This is a genomic window from Stenotrophomonas sp. 89682_Sma, from assembly GCF_056481405.1.
In genome coordinates, this window is sequence record NZ_CM151147.1 from 4,300,018 (window position 1) to 4,320,021 (window position 20,004).

A 20,004-nucleotide genomic window follows, 5' to 3' on the forward strand; every position below is an offset into this window, starting at 1 on the left:
CAGCGCAGTCAGCCTCCCCCGCCCGCCTTCCAGTAATACCGCACCACGTGGAAGAACACCGGTGCAGCGAAGCACACCGAATCCAGCCGGTCGAGCATGCCGCCATGGCCCTCGATCATGTGCCCCCAATCCTTGATGCCACGATCACGCTTGATCGCCGACATCACCAGGCCGCCCCAGAACCCCATCAGGTTGATCAGCAGCGACAGGCCGAACGCCTGCAGCGGCGTGAACGGGGTGATCCACCACAGCGCCGCACCCAGCGCGCTGGCACTCAGCACGCCGCCCACGAAGCCCTCCACCGTCTTCGACGGCGACAGCTTCGGCGCAATCAGATGCTTGCCCAGCAGCTTGCCCCAGATGTACTGCAGCACGTCCGAGGACTGCACCACGATCACGAGGAACGCGAACAGCAGCACGTTGCGCGACGGATCATGCCCGGGCACATGCAGGTTCAGCAGCAGCGGCACATGCGAGATGCAGAACACGCAGATCATCAGCCCCCACTGCACCTTCGCGGTCCGCTCCAGGTAGTGCGTGGTGTCACCACCGATGGTCGACAGGATCGGCAGGAACAGGAACGCATAGACCGGAATCAGCAGCGTGTACATGCCGTACCAGTCGATCCACACCAGGTAGTACTGCCACGGCAGGACGATGTAGAACGCGGCCAGCAGCGCGTAGTAGTCGCCCGAGCGCGTCGGCGCCAGGGTGATGAACTCGCGCAGCGCGAACAGCGAGATGATCGCGAACAGCACGATCACCCCGGCACGGCCGAAGAACAGTGCCAGCCCGACCACGATCGCCATCACCCACCACGCGCGGATGCGCGACACCAGGTTGGCGATCACTGCGCTGGGCCGGCCGCGCTGGCGCCAGCGCAGCGTTTCCGCCACCAGCGTGGCCAGCACCAGCACCGCGCCGACGCCAGCGAACAGCAGGCCGGTCTGCTGGCCCACGCTCTGTGTTGCCAGGTCGCCTGACACATCGATCAGGAAACTCATGCGCGCCCCCCGTTCGGCGCCAGGTCCAGCAACGCCTGCCGGCTGCGCGCCAGGAACGCGGCCTTGTCCTCGTCGGCCCGCAGCCGCAACGGCGTACCGAAGGTGGCCGTGCACAGCAAGGGCAGCGGCAGGAAGCGGCCCTTGGGCATCACCCGCTTCAGGTTGTCGATCCACACCGGTACGAATTCCAGCTCCGGGCGTTGCCGTGCCAGGTGATAGATGCCGCTCTTGAACGGCAGCAACGGCTCATCGCCCACGTTGCGGGTACCTTCCGGGAACAGGATCAGCGAGCAGTCTTCGTCGACCGCGTCACGCAGCACCTGTAGAGGATCCTGCTGGCGGTGGCCGGCCTCGCGCTCGACCAGCACGCCGTTGAACACCGCATCGATCAGGTAGCGACGCAGGCCGTCGCGCTGCCAGTATTCGGCGGCAGCAACTGGCCGCACCTGGCGTCGCAATGCAGGTGGCATCGACGACCAGATCAGCACGAAGTCACCATGACTGGCGTGGTTGCCGTAGTACACGCGGCGCTCGCTGGACGGCGCGCAACCGATCCACAGCGCGCGGGCGCCTGTCACCACATGGATCGCGCCACTGCAGGCGCGGGCAATCAGTTCAGCGAACATGGGTCCCTCCCGTTCACGTCTGCGGCCACAACACGGCCAGCACCAGCAGTGCGAACTGCACCGCGGCCAGCAGGTACTGGCGCAGCAGCAGGCGGCGCATGCCGGCCCAGCGCGCGTCCCAGCCCCGCAGGGGCGCATCGGGCGACGCGCGGCGCAGGCCGCTGTCCTGCAGCAGCTGATCGGTGCGGCGCGCGGCGGCATCGCCGTCCAGGCCCTCATCGCGCAGCAGCTGCAGCAGGCTGGCGTCCAGCGCCACCCGCCACGCGTGGTACGTCTGCACCGCCCCTGCAGACACGCTGGCCAGCAACAACCCTGCAGCGATCATCGCCAGGCCCGGCTCGGTGCCGAGCAGCAGCAATGCCACCAGCAGCAGCCCCAGCGACAGGCCTGCCGGCCAACGCCCCTGCCGCAACAGCAGCTGCATGGTCGCCAGAGCGGGAACCGTACTCATGTTCGCGCTCCTGCCGCATCGGTGATGGCACGCAGATGGGCCGTACCCAGCACGATGCCAGGGCGCGCAGAACGCACGATCGCCACCGCCGCATCGGCATCAGCCGCGCGACCACTGCGCAGCAGCCAGGCCGACACGCTGGCAGCACTGCGCGAGTAGCCCAGCGCACAGCACACCAGCAACGGCCCCTGCGCACGCAGGCACTCGATGGCCTCGGCCGCCTCGCGCAGCTGTTTCGGCGTGGGCACCACCAGGTCCAGCATCGGCACACCGGCGTACGCCGCACCCGGCGCGCAGCAGGACAGCTCGGCGCAGGCATCGACCACGCCCACCAAAGGTACCGGCAAGGCTGTGCAGGGAATCCGGCCCAGCCACACGCCGTCCAGCACCGGCACCGGCTGCGGCGCACGCCGCGTCCACAGCCGCGAGTTGATCCAGGCGGCACCCAGGTACGGCGCCAGCAGCCAGCGTGCGGCCATCGTCAAGCGACCATCGGCGCGTTTCTGGAACACCGCCGTACCCAGCCCGGCATAGGCAAGCGCCACCAGCAGCAGCGACACCACCGGCCACAGCAGCCACAATGCCGCGCCACGCAGAAGCACCACCGGCACCAGCAATGCAGCGGCCCCCAGCAAGTACAGCGCAGCCAATCGCCAACGTCTGGCATCACGCGCAGTGCGCCAGGCGCGCAGCGGCGGCGTGCCCTGCTCCGGCCACAGCCACACGCACAACCAGCCGGCCAGCAGCCCGGTCGGGATGTCGATGAAATGGTGCTGGAACGTCGTCAGTACCGAGACACCGATCAGCAGCGCCCACACATGCAGCACCCAACGCCACACACCGTGCAGGTACTGCGCGAACTTCACCCACAGCACGATCAGCAGCACGATATGCAGCGACGGCGCCTGGTTGAACGGCTTGTCGAAGCCCAGCAGCACATCGAACAGCCAACCGAACACACCGCCGATCTCCGGACGCTCGAAGCTGAAGCGCAGCGGCCACAGCAGGAAGCAGGCCACCGCGATGACCTGCGCACTGAACAGCCGCAGCGCATGCCGGTCCAGTTCCAGCCGTTGCCGGCACAGGAAGAAGGAGACGGCATAGAACAGGTCGATCGACCAGTACGGCACGATCGTCCACGGCACGAACGGAATGCGCGTCTCCCAGGCGAACGCCATCACCGGCAACGCGGCATGGCGTCCGGCCATCCAGTTGGCGAAGCCGTAGCTGGCGAAGAAGAACGGACCCAGCAGGGCCAGCCACAACAGGGCGCGCCGCCAGGGGCGCCCTGTTGTGGCCAGCGGCTTTGCGGCCAGCGTCACCATCACGCGGTCCGGCGTGCCAGCGACACGGTGAAGATGCCGAAGTCGTCGATGCGCTGCGCCACCTTCTCGAACCCGGACAGGCGCACCAGCTCATCCATCTCCTGCTGGGTACGGCGGCGCATCACCCACGCTGCGCCACCGCGGTGACTGGTCAGCGCGCGCGCGATGAATTCCAGCTGCGGGTGCCAGGGCTGACCGGTGTAGGCCAGGTAGCCTCCCACCGGCACCGTTGCGGCAATACCCTGCAGCGAGCGCAGCACGGCATCGTTGTCGGGGAACAGTTCGTACAGGCCCGACACCACCGCCAGTGTCGGCGCCGGGTCCACCGCCGCCAGTTGCGCCGGATCGAACGCATCGCCCTGCTCGAAGCGTGCGATGTCGGCCGCACCGAGGCGCTCGATCAAGGCCTGGCCCTGGGTCACGTTCAGATCGCTGAAATCACGCAGCACGATGCGGTCGGCGCGCTGTTCGCCCTGGCCCAGTGCTTCCAGCACATACCGGCCATGGCCGGCGGCCACGTCCAGCACGCGCACCGGCGTGCCCTGCCCGCGCAGGCGCTGGGCAGCGTCGCGCAGCAGTTCCTGCAGGTGCTGGCCGCGGATACGGATGCCGCGCCAGCCGATCGCGTCCAGATAATTGCGGTCGACCATGCGGCCGAGCGGGCCTTTGCCGCGCGCTTGGTCGCGATAGATGTAGTCGAGCGTGCTGCCGGAATCGAAACCGGTCTGCAGGCCCAGCGCGATGCCTTCGGACAACGTGCCGCCCAAACGCAGGCCGCCACGCACCACGCGCCAGCGCAGGTCAGCGAGGCTGTTGCGTTCCGGCGGCCAGGCCAGGATCTCCGATTCCTCGAAGGTCGGCCCGTGCCGATGTGCGTCACGACGCGACAACTCACGCAGGGGTTCGGCGAAGCGCGCCTGGATGAAGCTGCGGATGCGCGCCAGTGCCGGTGCGCGATCACGCTCGCCCAGCGTGTCGTGGAAGAAGCCCGGCAGGTGCACGCGCTCCTTGACCGGGCTGGACAGGCGCTCGTAGAAGCGGTCCTGCGGGCCACGGTGCACGACGAAATCCGAGCCGGACACCAGCAGCTGCACCGGCACGCTGATCGCCTGCGCGTCGGCCACGATACGATCGGCCGCTTCGTACAGGCCCAGCAGCACGCGCACCGAGATCGGTCGGGTGATCAGCGGGTCGGTGCGGTAGCTTTCCACCCGCGCCGGATCGTGGGTCAGCCACTGCGGCTTGACGTAGCTGTTGACGAAGAAATTGCCGCGCAGCTTCTGCATCAGCGCCAACCCAGCGCGTGCGAACGGCACGTACAGCTTCACCTTGAACGCCGGCGAAGCCATCACCAGCGCGCGCAGGCGTGGGGCGTAGTCGTGCACCCAGGTCGCGGCGACCACCGCCCCCACGCTCTGCGCGATCACCACGATGTCTTCCACCGCGATGCCATGCTCGGCGCCGATGTGGGCGATGAAGCTGTCCAGGTCGCGCACCAGCGCCGGGAAGCCCGGTGCATCGCCACGCGCGCCCGGCGACCGGCCATTGCCGCGTGCATCCCAGGCGAAGAAGGCGGTGCCGGGCAGGTCCAGCTCATCGACAAGATGAGTGACCCGGCCGGAATGTTCATGGCCGCGATGCAGCAGCACGATGGCCTTGGTGGCCGGTGCTGCGGTGGTGCCCGCCCAGTACCGGTAGAACAGCGGTACCTGGTCGAAGCTGTGGAATTCCCGTTCCTGCGCCTGACGCATGCAATCTCCTGATTGTCTTCTTGTATCTGCTTGATTAATTCGGCGAAACCGCCGTTTCCCGCAGTCCGCGACGGACGCGGTTGATCATCGTCAGCACGCACAGCACCGCCATGGCCGCGGCCACGCCAGTGACCGTCATCGCGCCAACCCACTCAAACGCCAGCAGCAGGCCCAGCACACCGATCACGAAAGCACGGTCGCTCTTGCCCATCGGGCCGTCATAACGGCGGCTGGCCCCGACCATCAGCCCCAGCACGCCGGCGTATTCGCTCAGTGCCGCGGTCCAGGCCAGCAGCCACAGCGCCTCCGGGCGCACGCCGGGTACGCTGAGCAGGCTCAGGTACAGCGCCGCATCGGCGATCACATCGCACAATTCGTTCAGATAGGCGCCCAACCGCGATTGCTGTCCGAATTCGCGCGCCAGCATGCCGTCCACGGCGTTGAGCGCCATGCGCAGCAGCATCCACAACGGCAGCAGCAGGTACAGCAGGGGCTGGGCAGGCGCGCAGCACCACACGGCCGCGGCCACCAGCAGCGAGACCACGGCAGCGGCCACGGTCACCGTATTGGCAGTGATCCCCACGCGGTACAGCCCACGTACGGCCGGACGCAACAGGTCCTGGAATCGTCCTTTCAATGCATAGATCGACATGATCCGTACCCGCTGATCCTTGGCAGTGCGGGCACAGCCTACCCCATCGTCGGCTGATTCCGACAACCCGGCTCCGGTCTGCGGCCCAGCCCCCTGATCGGGCCGGATCAATGTGCCCAACCCGGTCCTGGGCCGATTGCTGCGGCAAATTACCCCTTCCGGCACCCGCCACCGGCCCCCACCGCCTACAATATCGGCCCCGCTCCGCTGCCGATTCTGTCCCATGACTGCTGATCTGTTGCCCGTCCGCCGGGCCCTCCTCTCCGTTTCCGACAAGACCGGCCTGGTCGAGCTGGCCACTGCGCTGGCGGCACGCGGCGTGGAGCTGCTGTCCACCGGCGGCACCGCCAAGGCGATCCGCGATGCGGGCCTGGCCGTGAAGGACGTGGCTGACGTCACCGGTTTCCCGGAAATGATGGACGGCCGGGTCAAGACCCTGCACCCGATGGTGCACGGTGGCCTGCTGGGCCGCTCCGGCCTGGATGACGCAGTGATGGCCGAGCACGGCATCGGTGCCATCGACCTACTGGTGCTGAACCTGTACCCGTTCGAATCGGTCACCGCCAAGGCCGACTGCACCCTGGCCGACGCGGTCGAGAACATCGACATCGGCGGCCCGGCCATGCTGCGTTCGGCAGCCAAGAACTTCGCCCGCGTGGCAGTGGCCACCGATCCGTCCCAGTACGCCGAGCTGCTCGCCTCGCTGGACGCCAACGACGGCCAGCTGTCGGCTGCCACCCGCTTCGCGTTCTCGGTGGCCGCGTTCAACCGCGTTGCCCAGTACGATGCGGCGATCAGCAACTACCTGTCGGCGGTGACCGCTACCGACGCCGCCGTGCCGGCCCGCGCCGAGTACCCGGCGCAGATGAATTCCACCTTCGTGAAGGTGATGGACCTGCGCTACGGCGAGAACCCGCACCAGAGCGGCGCGTTCTACCGCGACCTGTACCCGGTGCCGGGCACCCTGGCTACCTTCCAGCAGCTGCAGGGCAAGGAACTGAGCTACAACAACCTGGCCGATGCCGATGCGGCGTGGGAATGCGTGCGCCAGTTCGATGCGCCGGCCTGCGTCATCGTCAAGCATGCCAACCCGTGCGGCGTGGCCGTCGGTGCCGGCAATGGCGATGCCTACGAGCTGGCCTACGCCACCGACCCGACCAGCGCCTTCGGCGGCATCATCGCCTTCAACAAGCCACTGGACGCGGCCACCGCCAAGGTGATCCTGGACCGCCAGTTCGTGGAAGTGCTGATCGCCCCGGACTACGAGCCGGCCGCGCTGGAATACGCGCAGAAGAAGGCCAACGTGCGCGTGCTGCGCATCCCGCATGGTGATGGCCTGAACAACTTCGACAGCAAGCGCGTCGGCTCGGGCCTGCTGCTGCAGTCCTCGGACAACCGCGGCATGACCCGCGACGAACTGAAGGTGGTCAGCAAGCTGGCACCGACCGACAAGCAGTTCACCGACCTGCTGTTCGCCTGGAAGGTGGCCAAGTTCGTGAAGTCCAACGCAATCGTCTACGCCAAGGACAACCGCACCATCGGTGTCGGCGCCGGGCAGATGAGCCGCGTGTACTCGGCCCGCATCGCCGGCATCAAGGCCGCCGATGCCAACCTGGTGGTCGAGGGTTCGGTGATGGCCTCCGATGCGTTCTTCCCGTTCCGCGACGGCATCGACGCCGCTGCTGCCGCCGGCATCAAGGCGGTGATCCAGCCGGGCGGTTCGATGCGCGATGCCGAAGTGATCGCCGCCGCCGACGAACATGGCCTGGCCATGGTGTTCACCGGCGTGCGCCACTTCCGCCACTGATACTGGAGCGACACGGATGTCCGCAGTCTCACTGAAATCGCTGGCCATGCTCGCCCTCGCGGGCGCGGCCGTGCTGGCCGGCTGCAAGCCTGCGGCCGCCCCAGTGCCTGCGTCGTCGCCACAGGCCGCCACGTCGGCCCCTGCCGAGCCGACGGCGCACGTGAGCCGCACCGCACGACTGCAGGCCTTCCTGGTCCAGCGCTACGGCAAGAACGCCAGGCTCTCCGGTGAATGGCACGGCAGCTGGAACGACGACGGCGAAACCCGCCCGATGGACTGGCACGTCTGCGCCGAGCAACCGGTGGTGAGCGGTGACAGCTGGCAGCAGTTGCTGGCGGTCTGCGGTGCTTTGTCCGAAGGCGCGCACATCGACGCAGGCACGATCGACTTCTTCGTGCTGCGTCCGAAGGGCGATGGCTTCGACGTGACCAGCGAACTGACCGGCGAACGCTTCGGCAGCGGCGGCCAGCCCGGCACGGTCAGCGTCATCCGCGCCGGTAGCGACTTCCATGGCTTCCGCGTCGAGGACGGCTGGTTCGGGCAGGGCTTCTCGCTGCTCTCGCAGTCGCTGATCCTGCCAGGCCCGAACGGCCTGGTGGCCAGTGGCAGCGTCCGCAGCCATATCGACAATGACGCCCAGTACGAGTGCGACAACCTGGGTCCCGGCAGCGACCCGGACACCGCCGAAGACTGCCGCACCCGCCGCTTCAGCATCGATTTCGCACTGCGTTTCGACGACAGCGATCGCAGCGCGCGCATCTGGCCGCTGCTGATCGAGGAAACCGGCACCACCTGTGGCGGCAAGCAGGTCCGGCAGGAACACCGCTTTACCCTGGACCCGAAGACCTGGGCCTATTCCTTCCCCGAATCGCTGCGACGCGAAGGCTGCGAGTGAGACACGCCCGCCGCCGGGGATATCGATCTTCCCTTCCCACGCAATCTGGAATCTCGTGATGAACGTACTTGTCATCGGCTCTGGCGGCCGCGAACACGCCCTGGCATGGAAGCTGGCCCAGTCCTCCCGTGTCACCGAAGTGATCGTGGCGCCCGGCAACGCCGGCACCGCCAGCGAAGACAAGTGCCGCAACGTGGCGGTGAAAGTGACCGACATCGACGGCCTGCTGGCGCTGGCCCAGGCCGAAGGCGTGGCGCTGACCGTGGTCGGCCCGGAAGTACCGCTGGTGGCCGGCGTGGTCGACCGCTTCCGCGCCGCCGGCCTGCGCATCTTCGGGCCGACCGCCGCCGCCGCGCAGCTGGAAGGCAGCAAGGCCTACGCCAAGGACTTCCTGGCCCGCCACAACATCCCCACCGCGTTCTACGCCGTGCACACCGAGGTGGATGCCGCGCTGGCCTATGTGCGCGAGAAGGGCGCACCGATCGTGGTCAAGGCCGATGGTCTGGCCGCCGGCAAGGGCGTGATCGTGGCGATGACCCTGGCCGAAGCCGAGGACGCCGTGCGTGACATGCTGTCGGGCAACGCCTTCGGCGACGCCGGTGCGCGCGTGGTGATCGAAGAGTTCCTCGATGGCGAGGAAGCCAGCTTCATTTCGATGGTGGACGGCGTGCACGCGCTGCCGATGGCCACCTCTCAGGACCACAAGCGCGTCGGCGATGGCGACACCGGCCCGAACACCGGCGGCATGGGCGCATACTCGCCGGCCCCGGTGGTCACGCCGGAAGTGCATGCCCGCGTGATGCGCGAGGTGGTGAACCCGACCGTGCAGGGCATGATCGCCGATGGCATCCCGTTCACCGGCTTCCTCTATGCCGGCCTGATGATCGACGCCAGCGGCGCGCCGAAGGTGATCGAATTCAACGTGCGCTTTGGTGACCCGGAAACCCAGCCGGTGATGCTGCGCCTGCAGTCGGACCTGGTGGACCTGGTGGAAGCGGCCATCGACGGCCGCCTGGACCAGATCGACGCACAATGGGATCCGCGGCCGTCGCTGGGCGTGGTGCTGGCCGCGAAGCCGTACCCGGAAGCGCCGATCACCGGTGACGTGATTTCCGGCCTGGATGAAGTGCCGGCCACTGCCAAGGTATTCCACGCCGGTACGGCATTGGATGTACAGGGCCAGGTGCTCAGCGCCGGCGGCCGCGTGCTGTGCGTGGCGGCACTGGGTGACAGCGTGCGCGACGCGCAGGCCAATGCCTACGCCGGCGTAGCCAAGGTGACGTGGGCCAACGAGTTCCACCGCAACGACATCGGTTGGCGCGCGATCGCACGCGAGGGGTGAGGCCCACGCGGGATCGGGGCATCCACGCATGGCGTGGATCTACCTGATCTTGCCGCATCCATGCATGGCGTCGATCATGCGAGGCTCGCGGTAGATCCACGCCATGCGTGGAATGAATACCACGGTAAAGCAAAGGCCCGGCATCGCCGGGCCTTTGCTTTACAGAACTGCTTCGAGGCCCTTCCGTTCAATCAGGTTAAGCAACTTCAGTGACGGTCCGCTGGGCTTCTTTTCGCCCTGCTCCCAGCTGCGTACGGTGGAAACGCTGGTATTGAGAACTCCCGCAAATACCGGCTGACTGAGCTGCAATGACGTACGCAGGGCACGGATCTGGGCACTGCTGTATTCAGGGACCGGCTCAAGGCAAAGCGCTTCGTAGCTGCTCAACCGACGTTTATCAATGAAGCCATGCGCGTGCAGACTCACAGCCGCATCATGCACTGCTTCAAGAAGCGCACTTTTCGCGCGCCGTCGCTCAGGGGGCTTCGTCATGGCCGATCTCCTGTAGATCCCCGTATTCCACGGCACGATTCAGCTGCGCCGTACTCATTTTCAGGAACTCCGATGCGTACAACTGCAGCGCATCCCGTTCCGCATTCGTGATCGCAGTACGTTCATTCTTCTCGTAGCCGAAAAGGAAGAACCAATGCCCGCCTCGCTGCGTGGCGACGATGATTCGAACGCTCCCACGCTTTCCTCGCCCCGGCAACGCAACGCGCTTCTTGAAGATTCCGCCGCCAAGATCAGCATCCACCAGACCCGCTTCCATTTCACGTACCGACCGGTACAGCGCAGCGTCGGACAGGGTGGTCCTGCGCATGCTGCGATTGAAACTTCGTGTGCGGAAGATGCGTGGCATGATCATACCGTGCCACTGCGTGGTACGGCGTGAACATCAGCACCCAGCACATGACCCGGTCGGCGCAATCATCGCCCTGGCGTCAGAGTAGAGCCACGTCATGCGTGGCTAAGCCCCACAAATGAAAAAGGCCCGGCAGTGCCGGGCCTTTTCATTGCTTCAACGCCACCCGCGCCTTACGCGGTGAACAGCGCCTTCATCTTCTTCAGCGCGTTCGCTTCAACCTGGCGGATGCGCTCGGCCGACACGCCGTACTCGTCGGCCAGCTCCTGCAGCGTCACCTTGCTGTCGGCATCCAGCCAGCGGCGGCGGATGATGTCGCGCGAACGGGCATCCAGCTCGGCCAGGCCTTCGCGCAGCAACTGCATCTGGTTGTCTTCGCTGTCCGCACGCTCGTACGCCATCGACGGATCTTCGTCATTGGCGACCAGGAACGCGGCCGGCGACGGCGGCGCGTGTTCGTTGTCCTCGTCGGTCGGCGCATCGAAACCGATATCGCGACCGGACAGGCGCGACTCCATTTCCATGACCTCGCGCTCGGACACGTTCAGGTCCTTGGCCACCGCGCTGACCTCAGCCGCGTTCATCCAGCCCAGGCGCGTCTTCGACTTGCGCAGGTTGAAGAACAGCTTGCGCTGCGCCTTGGTGGTGGCGACCTTCACGATGCGCCAGTTCTTCAGGATGAACTCGTGCATCTCGGCACGGATCCAGTGCACGGCGAAGGACACCAGGCGTACGCCCATTTCGGGGTCGAAGCGCTTGACCGCCTTCATCAGGCCGATGTTGCCTTCCTGGATCAGGTCACCCAGGGCAAGGCCGTAGCCGTTGTAGCCGCGGGCCACGTGCACCACGAAGCGCAGGTGCGAATGCACCAGCTCGCGGGCGGCGTCCAGATCGTTGCCGTCGCGGAAGCGACGGGCCAGGTCCTGTTCGTCATCGACCGACAGCACCGGGATCTGGTGCACGGCACCGATGTAGGCGTCCAGCGAACCGAGCGCACTGGGAATCGGGAGATTGTTTGCCACAAGGGCAGTAGAGGTGTTCTGGCTCATAGGCACCCATCTTAGCAGTCCGGGATTTGGACTGCTAAAGGAGGAAAAAGTTCCAGCATCCTATTGATGCAACACTGGTCCCAAACAGAGCCCTACCGTAGCGCGATTTCATGACAGTGGCGAGCACGCTTTTCGGGATTCACAATCCCTTGAAATTCAAGTAATTACCCACCGGAAACCGGCCGAATCCGGTCAAGCGGAGCTGAACAGGCCATCCCGAAGGCCCATTCAGGGCCGGAAACGTTGCCCGGTGTTCAGCCCCGGACCGGCACCGGCGCTCAGAGTGCCGAACGCGGCGGCAGCGACCAGTCGATCGGGGCCTGGCCGCGGCGCTGCAGGTACTCGTTGGCCATCGAGAAATGCCGGCAACCCAGGAAGCCACGGTGTGCCGACAACGGCGACGGGTGCGGCGACTTCAGCACGCGATGGCGACGGGTATCGATGACCTTGCCCTTCTGCTGCGCATAGGCACCCCAGAGCATGAACACCAGGCCTTCGCGTTCGCGGTTGAGCACGTCCACCACGTGGTCGGTGAAGCCCTCCCAGCCACGGCCCTGGTGGGCGCCGGCCTTGCCCTCTTCCACGGTCAGCACGGCATTGAGCAGCAGCACGCCACGTTGTGCCCACGGAATCAGGCAACCGTGGTCCGGGCGCGGGAGACCGAGATCGCTCTCGATCTCCTTGTAGATGTTCAGCAGCGACGGCGGCACGGGTACGCCCGGTGCCACCGAGAAACTCAGGCCATGCGCCTGGCCGCGACCGTGGTACGGGTCCTGGCCGAGGATCACCACCTTCACCTGCTCGAACGGCGTGGCATCGAACGCGGCGAAGATCTGCGGGCCGGGCGGGAACACCGCCGCGCCACCGGCCTTGCGCTGGCGCAGGAAGCTGGACAGCTCGCGCATCTGCGGCTGCAACAGGTAATCGCCGACATGCTGCTTCCAGCTCGGTTCCAGCTGGATCGTCGGGGTGTCCGCTACTTCATCAATCATTGCGCCACTTCATCGAATCAGGGGTCCATCGTTCAACCGGGCCAGCCGCAGCTGGAACAGCACCTTGGTGACCAGCAGCCGTTCTTCGATCGGCTTGAGCACCAGGTCGTTGGCACCGGACTGCAGCAGCCCGGTCTGGTTGTGCGGGTTGCCGTCGCCGGTCATCACCAGCACCGGCAGGCGGCGCTTGCCGTAGCCGAAGTCCACGCGCACGCGCTGCACCACGTCGCGGCCGCTCAGTTCGCCCTTCAGGGTGACGTCGGTCAGCACCAGGTCGATGCGGTGGCGGCTGCGGCCCAGCGACTCGGCGGTGAGCAGGGTGAACGCCTCTTCGGCGCTGACCACGTGCAGCACGTTCAACTGCTGGCGTTCGAGCATGCGCTTGGTGGCCTCGGCCACCACGCGGCTGTCCTCGATGTAGAGGATGGTCGCGCCGGGAATGGTCTGCGGCTGCACATAGCCGCGGATGAAGGTCGCCAGCGCCTCGTGGCCCAGCGATTTGTCGAAGTAGTCGGTGACGTACTCGGTGAAACGGCGCTGCTCCAGGTGCTGCTGTGCATCGCCGGACACCACGATCACCGGCACATAGGCCTGCCCCGCGGCTTCGCGCACCATCCGCGCCAGTGCCAGGCCGTCGCCATCGCGCAGGGTCAGCGAGGTGGTCACCAGGTCCACCGGACCCTGCGCCAGCGCCTGCTGCGCGTCCTCGATGCTGTCGCAGCCGATCACCTCCACGCCGGGCAGGTCGCGCTTCAGGACATCGGCGATCAGCTTGCGCACCAGCTTCGAGCCATCGACCACCATCACCCGCGTCGCGGGCCCTTCCAGGTGCTTCAGCGCTTGCGGTTGCATGCCGGTCTCAGGTGTCGGTCGGGCGCGTCTGGCGCAGGAAGTGGCCGGTCACCAGCCACGCGCCCAGCCAGCCCAGCAGCAGTGTGCCGAGCAGGACCAGGCCGCCATGCAGCAGGTCCAGCCCGTGCAGCACGAACGGGCTGCCATAGCTGCGGGAAAGTTCAGCCAGCGGCACGCGCAGCGCGGCACCGGCAGCGCCGATCAGGGCCAGCGCCACCGCACCGGCACCCAGGCCGTACCACGCGCCCAGGTACAGGAACGGGCGGCGGATGAAGCCGTCACTGGCACCGAGCAGCTGCAGCACGCCGATCTCTTCGCGGCGGGCCTGGATGTCCAGGCGCACGGTGTTGCCGACCACCAGCGCGGCACCGACGCCGAGCAGCACCGACAGCACCTGCACCAGCCGCGCACCGAACGCCAGCCAGGCATCCAGGCGCTGGCGCCACAGTGCATCGTGCTGCACCAGGTCGGCCTCGGGCAGGCTCTCCAGCGCGCGTGCCAGGCGTGCGTCGTCCTTGCCCTGGCCGGGGGTGATCACCAGCAGCGAGGGCAGCGGGTTGTCATTGAGTGCGTCGATCGCCTCGCCGAGGCCGGCATCGCGCAGTTCCTGCAGGCCCTGCTCGGGCGTGCGCACGTTCACTTCGGCCACGTCGTCGCGGTCACGCAGCTGGCCGGCCAGGCGCAGCGCGCCGGGGCCATCGACATTGCCCTTCAGGAACACGTTGATGTCGCGCGACTGCTGCACGCTGCCGGCGAACTGCTTGAGGTTGTCCAGCGCGATCGACAGGCCCAGCGGCAGGGCCAGCGCCAGCGCCATGACCATCACCGTCAGCAGGGTCGCCCACGGCTTGCGGAAGGCGCGGCCGAGGCTGAACACCACGCTGTGCGCGTGGTGCTGGAACCAGACGCCCACGCGCGAGGGGGCGGCGGCTTCGCTGTTTTCGTTCTTCGCCATGGGTTACTCCGCCAGGTCCTGCGGCGAGATGTCATCCACCAGCCGGCCGTGGTCGAGGATCAGCACGCGCTTGCGCATGCGGCGCAGCAGCGGCAGGTCGTGGCTGACCACCAGCACGCTGGTGCCACGCGACGGCAGCTCGGCGAACAAGGCCATGATCTCCGCCGCCAGGGTCGGGTCGAGGTTGCCGGTCGGCTCATCGGCCACCAGCAGCTTGGGTTCACCGACGATGGCGCGGGCGATGCCGACGCGCTGCTGCTCGCCGGCCGACAGCTGCGAAGGCAGCGCCTTCTCGCGATGGCCCAGGCCCATCCGCTCCAGCACCGAACGCACGCGCTTGCCGATGTCGCCACGACGGGTGCCGCGCAGGATCAGTGGCAGCGCCACGTTCTCGGCGATGGAACGGTCCATCAGCAGGCGGTGGTCCTGGTAGACCGCGCCGACCGCACGCCGATGGCGTGGGATGTCGCCGCCGCGCACCTTCAGCAGGTTGCGCTCGTCGAACACCACCGCGCCGCGGCTGGGCCGCTCGTCCAGGTGGATCAACTTGAGCAGGGTGCTCTTGCCCGCACCGGAATGGCCGGTGACGAACAGCATTTCGCCCGGCGCGACCTCGAAGCTGACATCGATCAGCGCCTCGTGGCCACCGGCGTACTGTTTGCTGACATTGTCGAAGCGCAGGACACTCATGCCCCGATTATGCAGGACCGGCGCGACGTCGTGGAGATGGTGGGTGCCACCGGCCCCGCCTGGTGGGTGCCGACCGTTGGTCGGCACACCTTTCAAAGCCACCCGACCAACGGTCGGGTGCTACCCGCTGATCGGCAGTACCGATCAGTTGCCCGACAGCATCCGGCGGATCTTGCGGCCGATGCGGGTCAGGAACGAATCGCCGCTATCAGCGGCCGTGCGCACCGGCTTGGCCACCACCTGCACCGGGGTGACCGGGCTGGCGCCGTTGCCGGTATTGGCCTGCACGCCCTCGGCACCCTCGACCGGACGGCCGTGGCGACGACGACGACGCTTGCGCGGCTTGTGCTCGCCGTCCACCGCACCTTCCGGTGCGCCTTCGGCACGCGGCGGGCGCGGCGGACGCGGAGCCTGGGCGGTGGCACCTTCGACGCCGGCGGCCGGGGCGGCAGCGCCCTGCTCGCCTTCCACGCGTGGCTTGCGCGGGCCACGCGAACGGCGTTCGCCGCTGCGCTCACCGTCACGGCCACCACGGCCACCACCGCCGCCGGAACGGCCGCCACTACGGCCGCCACCCCGACGCTCTTCCTCGGCGGCACGGGCTTCGCGCGCTTCGCGGAAGATCTGGCCGACGCTTTCGTTGTCCTCGCCTTCCTCGCCTGCAGCCGGTGCCGGGCGTTCCGGGCGCGGCAGCGGCGTCAGCAGTTCCTTGGTGACCGGCTCGGACGGAATCTTCTGCTCGATATAGGCCTCGATGTCCGGCAGGCCCATGGCGTAGCGCTCGCAGGCGAAGCTGATCGCGTCGCCCTCTTCCCCCAGGCGCGCGGTACGACCGATGCGGTGCACGTAGTCTTCGGCATCGAACGGCAGGTCGTAGTTGTAGACGTACTTGATGCCATCGATATGCAGGCCGCGCGCAGCCACGTCGGTGGCCACCAGGATTTCCAGCTGGCCCTTCTGGAAGCGGTTGAGCAGGCTCTCACGCTTCTTCTGCGGCACGTCGCCGGACAGCACGCCCACGCGGTAGCCGGCCTTTTCCAGCGAACGCGCCACACGCTCAACGAACACCTTGGTGTTGACGAAGACCATGGTGCGCGCGCCTTCGCTGCGCGACAGCAGGCCCAGCAGCAGCGGGATCTTCTCTTCGTCGGCCGGGAAGTACAGCTTCTGGCGCACGCGCGCGGCGGTCACCGTCTCGGCCTCGACCACCAGCTTCTGCGGCTCGTTCATGTGCTCGTAGGCCAGCTCCAGCACGCGATGGCTGAGGGTGGCACTGAACAGCAGGGTCTGGCGGGTGGTGCGCTCCGGCATGCGGCGCAGCAGGAAGCGGATGTCCTTGATGAAGCCCAGGTCGAACATGCGGTCAGCTTCGTCCAGCACGCAGATCTCGCAGGCGTGCAGCGAGACCACCTTGTGCTGCTTGACGTAATCGATCAGGCGGCCCGGGGTGGCGATGATCACGTCCACACCCTGCCGCAGCAGTTCGCGCTGCTTGTCGTAATCCACGCCGCCATAGACCAACGCGAAGCGCAGGCCCAGGTCGGAACCGAACTTCACCGCATCCTTGTGGATCTGGATGGCCAGTTCGCGGGTCGGGGCGAGGATCAGCGCGCGCGGATCTTCCGGCTTGCGGTCGGCCAGCGCCGGACGCGTCAGCAGTCGGTTCACGACAGCGACCAGGAAGGCCAGGGTCTTGCCGGTGCCGGTCTGGGCCTGGCCGGCAACATCACCGCCGGGCAGCGCGACCGGCAGGGTCAGCGCCTGGATCGGGGTGCAGCGGGTGAATCCGGCTCCTTCAAGGCCGGCCTGCAGGGCCGGATGCAGCTCGAAGGAGGAAAAGGTCAAATCGGTCAGCGGTTTGTCGCTCATGAGTCCGTCTTGGTATGGCCGCCGGCCCGTGGGGCGGCTGGCACTTCATCGTCTAGGGGCACCGTCGCAAACTGCGGCCCCTGCGGCGGGTTGGCAGGCTGGGACCACCCGGTCCGTGCGCCGCACAATGGCCCAGTTTAACGCACTCGGGCCGGCAAACCGGAATGCCCTGTCTCACCAACCAGAGAGACGGCAAACCTTCACCCAGCCACACGGGACTTGAACGCCCCCGCCGCGCCCGCTGGTATAGCCCGCTGCCACCCCCATCTTCGGGAAGACAGTGAAATCCGACACATACCGAGCTTCGAAGCGATCACGATACGCTGGGTTCCAGCCGGCGCCTGTCCCCGCCCTGCGATAGGGGTACACTGCCGGCCGTGAGCGTCCAGGCATCCCGCCGAACGCACCGCGGCAGTGCGCCGCGAGGCAACGACGAGGGTCGCGCCACCGGGCATGGCCCAGTTCACCCACCTCCGGCATGGCCGGGTGCAATCCAAGACGAGAAACCAAGATGAGCGACAAGGTTGTACATGTCGGCGACGCCGACTTTGATAGCGCAGTGCTGAATTCCAAGGAACCGGTGCTGGTCGATTTCTGGGCCGAATGGTGTGGCCCGTGCAAGATGATCGCCCCGGCGCTGGACGAACTGGCCGACGCCTACCAGGGCCGCGCCAAGATCGCCAAGGTCAACGTCGACCACAACCGTGCGCTGGCCGCCAAGTACCACGTGCGTTCGATCCCGTACCTGGTCGTGTTCAAGGACGGCGAGAAGGTCGGCGAGCAGATCGGTGCGGTGGGCAAGGCCCAGCTGGCCGGCCTGCTGGACAAGGCCCTGGCCTGATCCTGCTGTTTTCCGGCAGCCGCCACCCGCGGCTGCCGGCGGGCGCCCCGCGTCCATGATGAATGCTGTTCCCGGCAGCCCTTGCACGGCGCCGCAGGCCGATGATAGTGTCGGCACATCCGGCCGCGTTCGCGTGCCGCACCCTCTGGACGCAGTTTCTTCCAGACCCATTCCCAACGTTCGCCGCCCCAGCCGGGCGCTCGCACCTTCAAGCGAGGAATAACGCTCTTGTCCGATAACACTTCCGAAACCGGCAGCGCCGATGCGCCCGCCGAAAAGCGCGTGCGCAAGCCCCGCGTGAGCAAGGCCGCCGCCCCGGCAGCCGCCGAAACCAGCGCCGCTCCGGCGCAGCCGACCCTGCCGCTGGCCGCCGCGCCCGAGGCACCGGCCCCCGCCCCCGCACCGAGCGCGCCCGCCGCCGAGGCCCCTGCCAGCAGTGGCGGTGGCGAAGGTGGTGAGGGTCGCGAATCCGGCCAGCCGCGGCAGCAGAACCACCAGGGGGGTGGCCAGAACCAGGGCCAGAACCCGTACAACCAGAACGGCCAGCAGGGCCAGGGGCAAGGCCAGGGCAACCGCCGTGACCGCTTCCGCAACCGCCGCGACCGTGACCGCAACAACAACCGCTTCCGCGACGACGGCATGCCCAATGACGGCGGCGAGCAGCAGCCCTTCGTGCCGCGCCCGCATGCGAACGTACCGGAAGGCTTCCCGGTCTATTCGCTGAGCGACCTCAAGCGCATGCCGGCACAGAAGCTGCTGGAAATCGCCGAGCAGCTGCAGATCTCCGAAGGCGTGGCCCGCGCCCGCAAGCAGGACGTGATCTTCGCCCTGCTGAAGGTGCTGACCCGCCATGGTGACGGCGTCGCCGCCGACGGCGTGCTGGAAATCCTGCCGGACGGCTTCGGCTTCCTGCGCGCGGCCGAGGCCAGCTACCTGGCCGGCCCGGACGACACCTACATCTCGCCCAGCCAGATCCGCCGCTTCAACCTGCGCACCGGCGACCACATCTCCGGCCGCATCCGCTTCCCGAAGGACGGCGAACGCTACTTCGCGCTGAACATCGTCGACACGATCAACGGTGAGCCGATCGAAGCATCGAAGAACAAGGTGCTGTTCGAGAACCTGACCGCACTGTTCCCGCGCCGCCGCTTCACCCTGGAGCGTGGCAACGGTTCGTCGGAAGACATCACCGGCCGCATCCTCGACCTGATGGCACCGCAGGGCAAGGGCCAGCGCTCGCTCATCGTGTCCCAGCCGAAGGCGGGCAAGACGATGATGATGCAGCAGGTCGCCACCGCCATCACCACCAACCATCCGGACGTGCACCTGATCGTGCTGCTGATCGACGAGCGCCCGGAAGAAGTGACCGAAATGCAGCGCACCGTGCGCGGCGAGGTCATCAGCTCGACCTTCGACGAGCCGGCCGCGCGCCACGTGCAGGTGGCCGAAATGGTCATCGAGCGCGCCAAGCGCCTGGTCGAGCACAAGAAGGACGTGGTGATCCTGCTGGACTCGATCACCCGCCTGGCCCGCGCCTACAACAACGTGGTGCCGAGCTCGGGCAAGGTGCTGACCGGTGGTGTGGACGCCAACGCCCTGCACCGCCCGAAGCGCTTCTTCGGTGCCGCGCGCAACGTGGAAGAAGGCGGCAGCCTGACCATCATCGCCACCGCGCTGGTCGACACCGGCTCGAAGATGGACGAAGTGATCTACGAAGAGTTCAAGGGCACCGGCAACAGCGAAGTGCACCTGAGCCGTCGTATCGCTGAAAAGCGTGTGTTCCCGGCCATCGACATCAACCGTTCGGGCACCCGCCGCGAAGACCTGCTGATCGAGCCGGAACTGCTGCAGAAGATCTGGATCCTGCGCAAGCTGCTGCATCCGATGGATGAAATGGCGGCGATGGAATTCCTGCTCGACAAGATGAAGAACACCAAGTCCAACGACGAGTTCTTCGGTTCGATGAAGCGCTGATCCACGGCATTGCATCGAAAAGAACCTGCCGCTCGCTGCGGCAGGTTTTTTTTTGCCTGCAGGGCGA

At 67.0% G+C, this 20,004-nt stretch carries 19 protein-coding genes; 5 read left to right on the top strand and 14 right to left on the bottom strand.

Features of this window, described 5'->3' with window-relative positions:
- Window positions 1–8: 8 nt before the first annotated feature.
- From ACZK29_RS19840 to ACZK29_RS19865, 6 genes are read right to left on the bottom strand one after another with little or no spacing between them, the layout of a single operon-like run.
- Window positions 9–1,004 (bottom strand): phosphatidate cytidylyltransferase, encoded by a 996-nt coding sequence (locus ACZK29_RS19840; RefSeq protein ID WP_099474013.1) that lies wholly within the window; start codon window positions 1,002–1,004, stop codon window positions 9–11.
- The gene (locus ACZK29_RS19845; RefSeq protein ID WP_111203675.1) at window positions 1,001–1,630 is read right to left on the bottom strand and encodes a lysophospholipid acyltransferase family protein; all 630 of its coding nucleotides are present in this window, start codon (window positions 1,628–1,630) and stop codon (window positions 1,001–1,003) included. Before ACZK29_RS19845 ends, ACZK29_RS19840 begins: the two co-directional genes overlap by 4 nt.
- 13 nt (window positions 1,631–1,643) lie before the next feature.
- Complete coding sequence (locus ACZK29_RS19850) at window positions 1,644–2,081, bottom strand: hypothetical protein (RefSeq protein ID WP_111203674.1); 438 nt, start codon at window positions 2,079–2,081, stop codon at window positions 1,644–1,646.
- Window positions 2,078–3,382, bottom strand: coding sequence for a phosphatase PAP2/dual specificity phosphatase family protein (locus ACZK29_RS19855; RefSeq protein WP_204301837.1), 1,305 nt, complete (start codon window positions 3,380–3,382; stop codon window positions 2,078–2,080). Before ACZK29_RS19855 ends, ACZK29_RS19850 begins: the two co-directional genes overlap by 4 nt.
- A gap of 23 nt (window positions 3,383–3,405) precedes the next feature.
- Window positions 3,406–5,157, bottom strand: a complete 1,752-nt coding sequence (locus ACZK29_RS19860) for a bifunctional alpha/beta hydrolase/class I SAM-dependent methyltransferase (RefSeq protein WP_111203672.1) — start codon at window positions 5,155–5,157, stop codon at window positions 3,406–3,408.
- 34 nt (window positions 5,158–5,191) lie between these two features.
- A complete protein-coding gene (locus ACZK29_RS19865; protein WP_111203671.1) occupies window positions 5,192–5,809 on the bottom strand; it encodes a CDP-alcohol phosphatidyltransferase family protein in 618 nt (205 codons plus the stop codon).
- A gap of 223 nt (window positions 5,810–6,032) precedes the next feature.
- Between ACZK29_RS19865 and purH the strand changes: the two genes are divergently transcribed.
- The 3 genes from purH to purD are packed head-to-tail and all read left to right on the top strand — an operon-like array spanning window position 6,033 to window position 9,853.
- Window positions 6,033–7,616 (top strand): bifunctional phosphoribosylaminoimidazolecarboxamide formyltransferase/IMP cyclohydrolase, encoded by a 1,584-nt coding sequence (gene purH, locus ACZK29_RS19870; RefSeq protein WP_099473486.1) that lies wholly within the window; start codon window positions 6,033–6,035, stop codon window positions 7,614–7,616.
- A 16-nt stretch (window positions 7,617–7,632) separates the two neighbouring features.
- Window positions 7,633–8,511: a hypothetical protein gene (locus ACZK29_RS19875; RefSeq protein WP_459047324.1), complete on the top strand. Its 879-nt coding sequence runs from the start codon at window positions 7,633–7,635 to the stop codon at window positions 8,509–8,511.
- Window positions 8,512–8,569: 58 nt separating this feature from the next.
- On the top strand, window positions 8,570–9,853 hold the full coding sequence (gene purD, locus ACZK29_RS19880) for a phosphoribosylamine--glycine ligase (RefSeq protein WP_111203669.1): 1,284 nt from the start codon (window positions 8,570–8,572) through the stop codon (window positions 9,851–9,853).
- Window positions 9,854–10,012: 159 nt separating this feature from the next.
- Here purD and ACZK29_RS19885 read toward each other — a convergent pair whose 3' ends face one another.
- The 8 genes from ACZK29_RS19885 to rhlB form a co-directional block, all read right to left on the bottom strand.
- Window positions 10,013–10,345 (bottom strand): helix-turn-helix domain-containing protein, encoded by a 333-nt coding sequence (locus ACZK29_RS19885; protein ID WP_100443706.1) that lies wholly within the window; start codon window positions 10,343–10,345, stop codon window positions 10,013–10,015.
- Window positions 10,329–10,712, bottom strand: coding sequence for a type II toxin-antitoxin system RelE/ParE family toxin (locus ACZK29_RS19890; protein ID WP_049429009.1), 384 nt, complete (start codon window positions 10,710–10,712; stop codon window positions 10,329–10,331). Before ACZK29_RS19890 ends, ACZK29_RS19885 begins: the two co-directional genes overlap by 17 nt.
- Window positions 10,713–10,888: 176 nt before the next feature.
- Window positions 10,889–11,764: an RNA polymerase sigma factor RpoH gene (rpoH, locus tag ACZK29_RS19895; RefSeq protein WP_049428989.1), complete on the bottom strand. Its 876-nt coding sequence runs from the start codon at window positions 11,762–11,764 to the stop codon at window positions 10,889–10,891.
- A gap of 278 nt (window positions 11,765–12,042) precedes the next feature.
- Window positions 12,043–12,756, bottom strand: coding sequence for a uracil-DNA glycosylase (ung, locus tag ACZK29_RS19900; protein WP_111203668.1), 714 nt, complete (start codon window positions 12,754–12,756; stop codon window positions 12,043–12,045).
- A 9-nt stretch (window positions 12,757–12,765) separates the two neighbouring features.
- Window positions 12,766–13,608 carry a response regulator gene (locus ACZK29_RS19905; protein ID WP_106551188.1) on the bottom strand — a complete coding sequence of 281 codons (843 nt, stop codon included), beginning with the start codon at window positions 13,606–13,608 and terminating at the stop codon, window positions 12,766–12,768.
- A 7-nt stretch (window positions 13,609–13,615) separates the two neighbouring features.
- Entirely contained in the window at window positions 13,616–14,563 is a 948-nt protein-coding gene (gene ftsX / locus ACZK29_RS19910) for a permease-like cell division protein FtsX (protein ID WP_099555248.1), read from the bottom strand.
- A 3-nt stretch (window positions 14,564–14,566) separates the two neighbouring features.
- Complete coding sequence (gene ftsE / locus ACZK29_RS19915) at window positions 14,567–15,253, bottom strand: cell division ATP-binding protein FtsE (protein ID WP_111203667.1); 687 nt, start codon at window positions 15,251–15,253, stop codon at window positions 14,567–14,569.
- A 144-nt stretch (window positions 15,254–15,397) separates the two neighbouring features.
- Entirely contained in the window at window positions 15,398–17,122 is a 1,725-nt protein-coding gene (gene rhlB / locus ACZK29_RS19920; RefSeq protein WP_478446393.1) for an ATP-dependent RNA helicase RhlB, read from the bottom strand.
- Between the two features lie 511 nt (window positions 17,123–17,633).
- Here rhlB and trxA point away from each other — a divergent pair.
- Both trxA and rho read left to right on the top strand, forming a co-directional pair.
- Window positions 17,634–17,963 carry a thioredoxin gene (gene trxA, locus ACZK29_RS19925; RefSeq protein ID WP_005411275.1) on the top strand — a complete coding sequence of 110 codons (330 nt, stop codon included), beginning with the start codon at window positions 17,634–17,636 and terminating at the stop codon, window positions 17,961–17,963.
- 228 nt (window positions 17,964–18,191) lie between these two features.
- On the top strand, window positions 18,192–19,937 hold the full coding sequence (rho, locus tag ACZK29_RS19930) for a transcription termination factor Rho (RefSeq protein ID WP_005414668.1): 1,746 nt from the start codon (window positions 18,192–18,194) through the stop codon (window positions 19,935–19,937).
- Window positions 19,938–20,004 lie beyond the last annotated feature (67 nt).

Excerpts from the sequence above, each read along its gene's own strand:
- ACZK29_RS19840 (WP_099474013.1), bottom strand. The coding sequence starts at position 1,004 with ATGAGTTTCCTGATCGATGTGTCAGGCGACCTGGCAACACAGAGCGTG.
- ACZK29_RS19845 (WP_111203675.1), bottom strand. The coding sequence starts at position 1,630 with ATGTTCGCTGAACTGATTGCCCGCGCCTGCAGTGGCGCGATCCATGTG.
- ACZK29_RS19850 (WP_111203674.1), bottom strand. The coding sequence starts at position 2,081 with ATGAGTACGGTTCCCGCTCTGGCGACCATGCAGCTGCTGTTGCGGCAG.
- ACZK29_RS19860 (WP_111203672.1), bottom strand. The coding sequence starts at position 5,157 with ATGCGTCAGGCGCAGGAACGGGAATTCCACAGCTTCGACCAGGTACCG.
- ACZK29_RS19865 (WP_111203671.1), bottom strand. The coding sequence starts at position 5,809 with ATGTCGATCTATGCATTGAAAGGACGATTCCAGGACCTGTTGCGTCCG.
- purH (WP_099473486.1), top strand. The coding sequence starts at position 6,033 with ATGACTGCTGATCTGTTGCCCGTCCGCCGGGCCCTCCTCTCCGTTTCC.
- ACZK29_RS19875 (WP_459047324.1), top strand. The coding sequence starts at position 7,633 with ATGTCCGCAGTCTCACTGAAATCGCTGGCCATGCTCGCCCTCGCGGGC.
- purD (WP_111203669.1), top strand. The coding sequence starts at position 8,570 with ATGAACGTACTTGTCATCGGCTCTGGCGGCCGCGAACACGCCCTGGCA.
- ACZK29_RS19885 (WP_100443706.1), bottom strand. The coding sequence starts at position 10,345 with ATGACGAAGCCCCCTGAGCGACGGCGCGCGAAAAGTGCGCTTCTTGAA.
- ACZK29_RS19890 (WP_049429009.1), bottom strand. The coding sequence starts at position 10,712 with ATGCCACGCATCTTCCGCACACGAAGTTTCAATCGCAGCATGCGCAGG.
- rpoH (WP_049428989.1), bottom strand. The coding sequence starts at position 11,764 with ATGAGCCAGAACACCTCTACTGCCCTTGTGGCAAACAATCTCCCGATT.
- ung (WP_111203668.1), bottom strand. The coding sequence starts at position 12,756 with ATGATTGATGAAGTAGCGGACACCCCGACGATCCAGCTGGAACCGAGC.
- ACZK29_RS19905 (WP_106551188.1), bottom strand. The coding sequence starts at position 13,608 with ATGCAACCGCAAGCGCTGAAGCACCTGGAAGGGCCCGCGACGCGGGTG.
- ftsX (WP_099555248.1), bottom strand. The coding sequence starts at position 14,563 with ATGGCGAAGAACGAAAACAGCGAAGCCGCCGCCCCCTCGCGCGTGGGC.
- ftsE (WP_111203667.1), bottom strand. The coding sequence starts at position 15,253 with ATGAGTGTCCTGCGCTTCGACAATGTCAGCAAACAGTACGCCGGTGGC.
- rhlB (WP_478446393.1), bottom strand. The coding sequence starts at position 17,122 with ATGAGCGACAAACCGCTGACCGATTTGACCTTTTCCTCCTTCGAGCTG.
- trxA (WP_005411275.1), top strand. The coding sequence starts at position 17,634 with ATGAGCGACAAGGTTGTACATGTCGGCGACGCCGACTTTGATAGCGCA.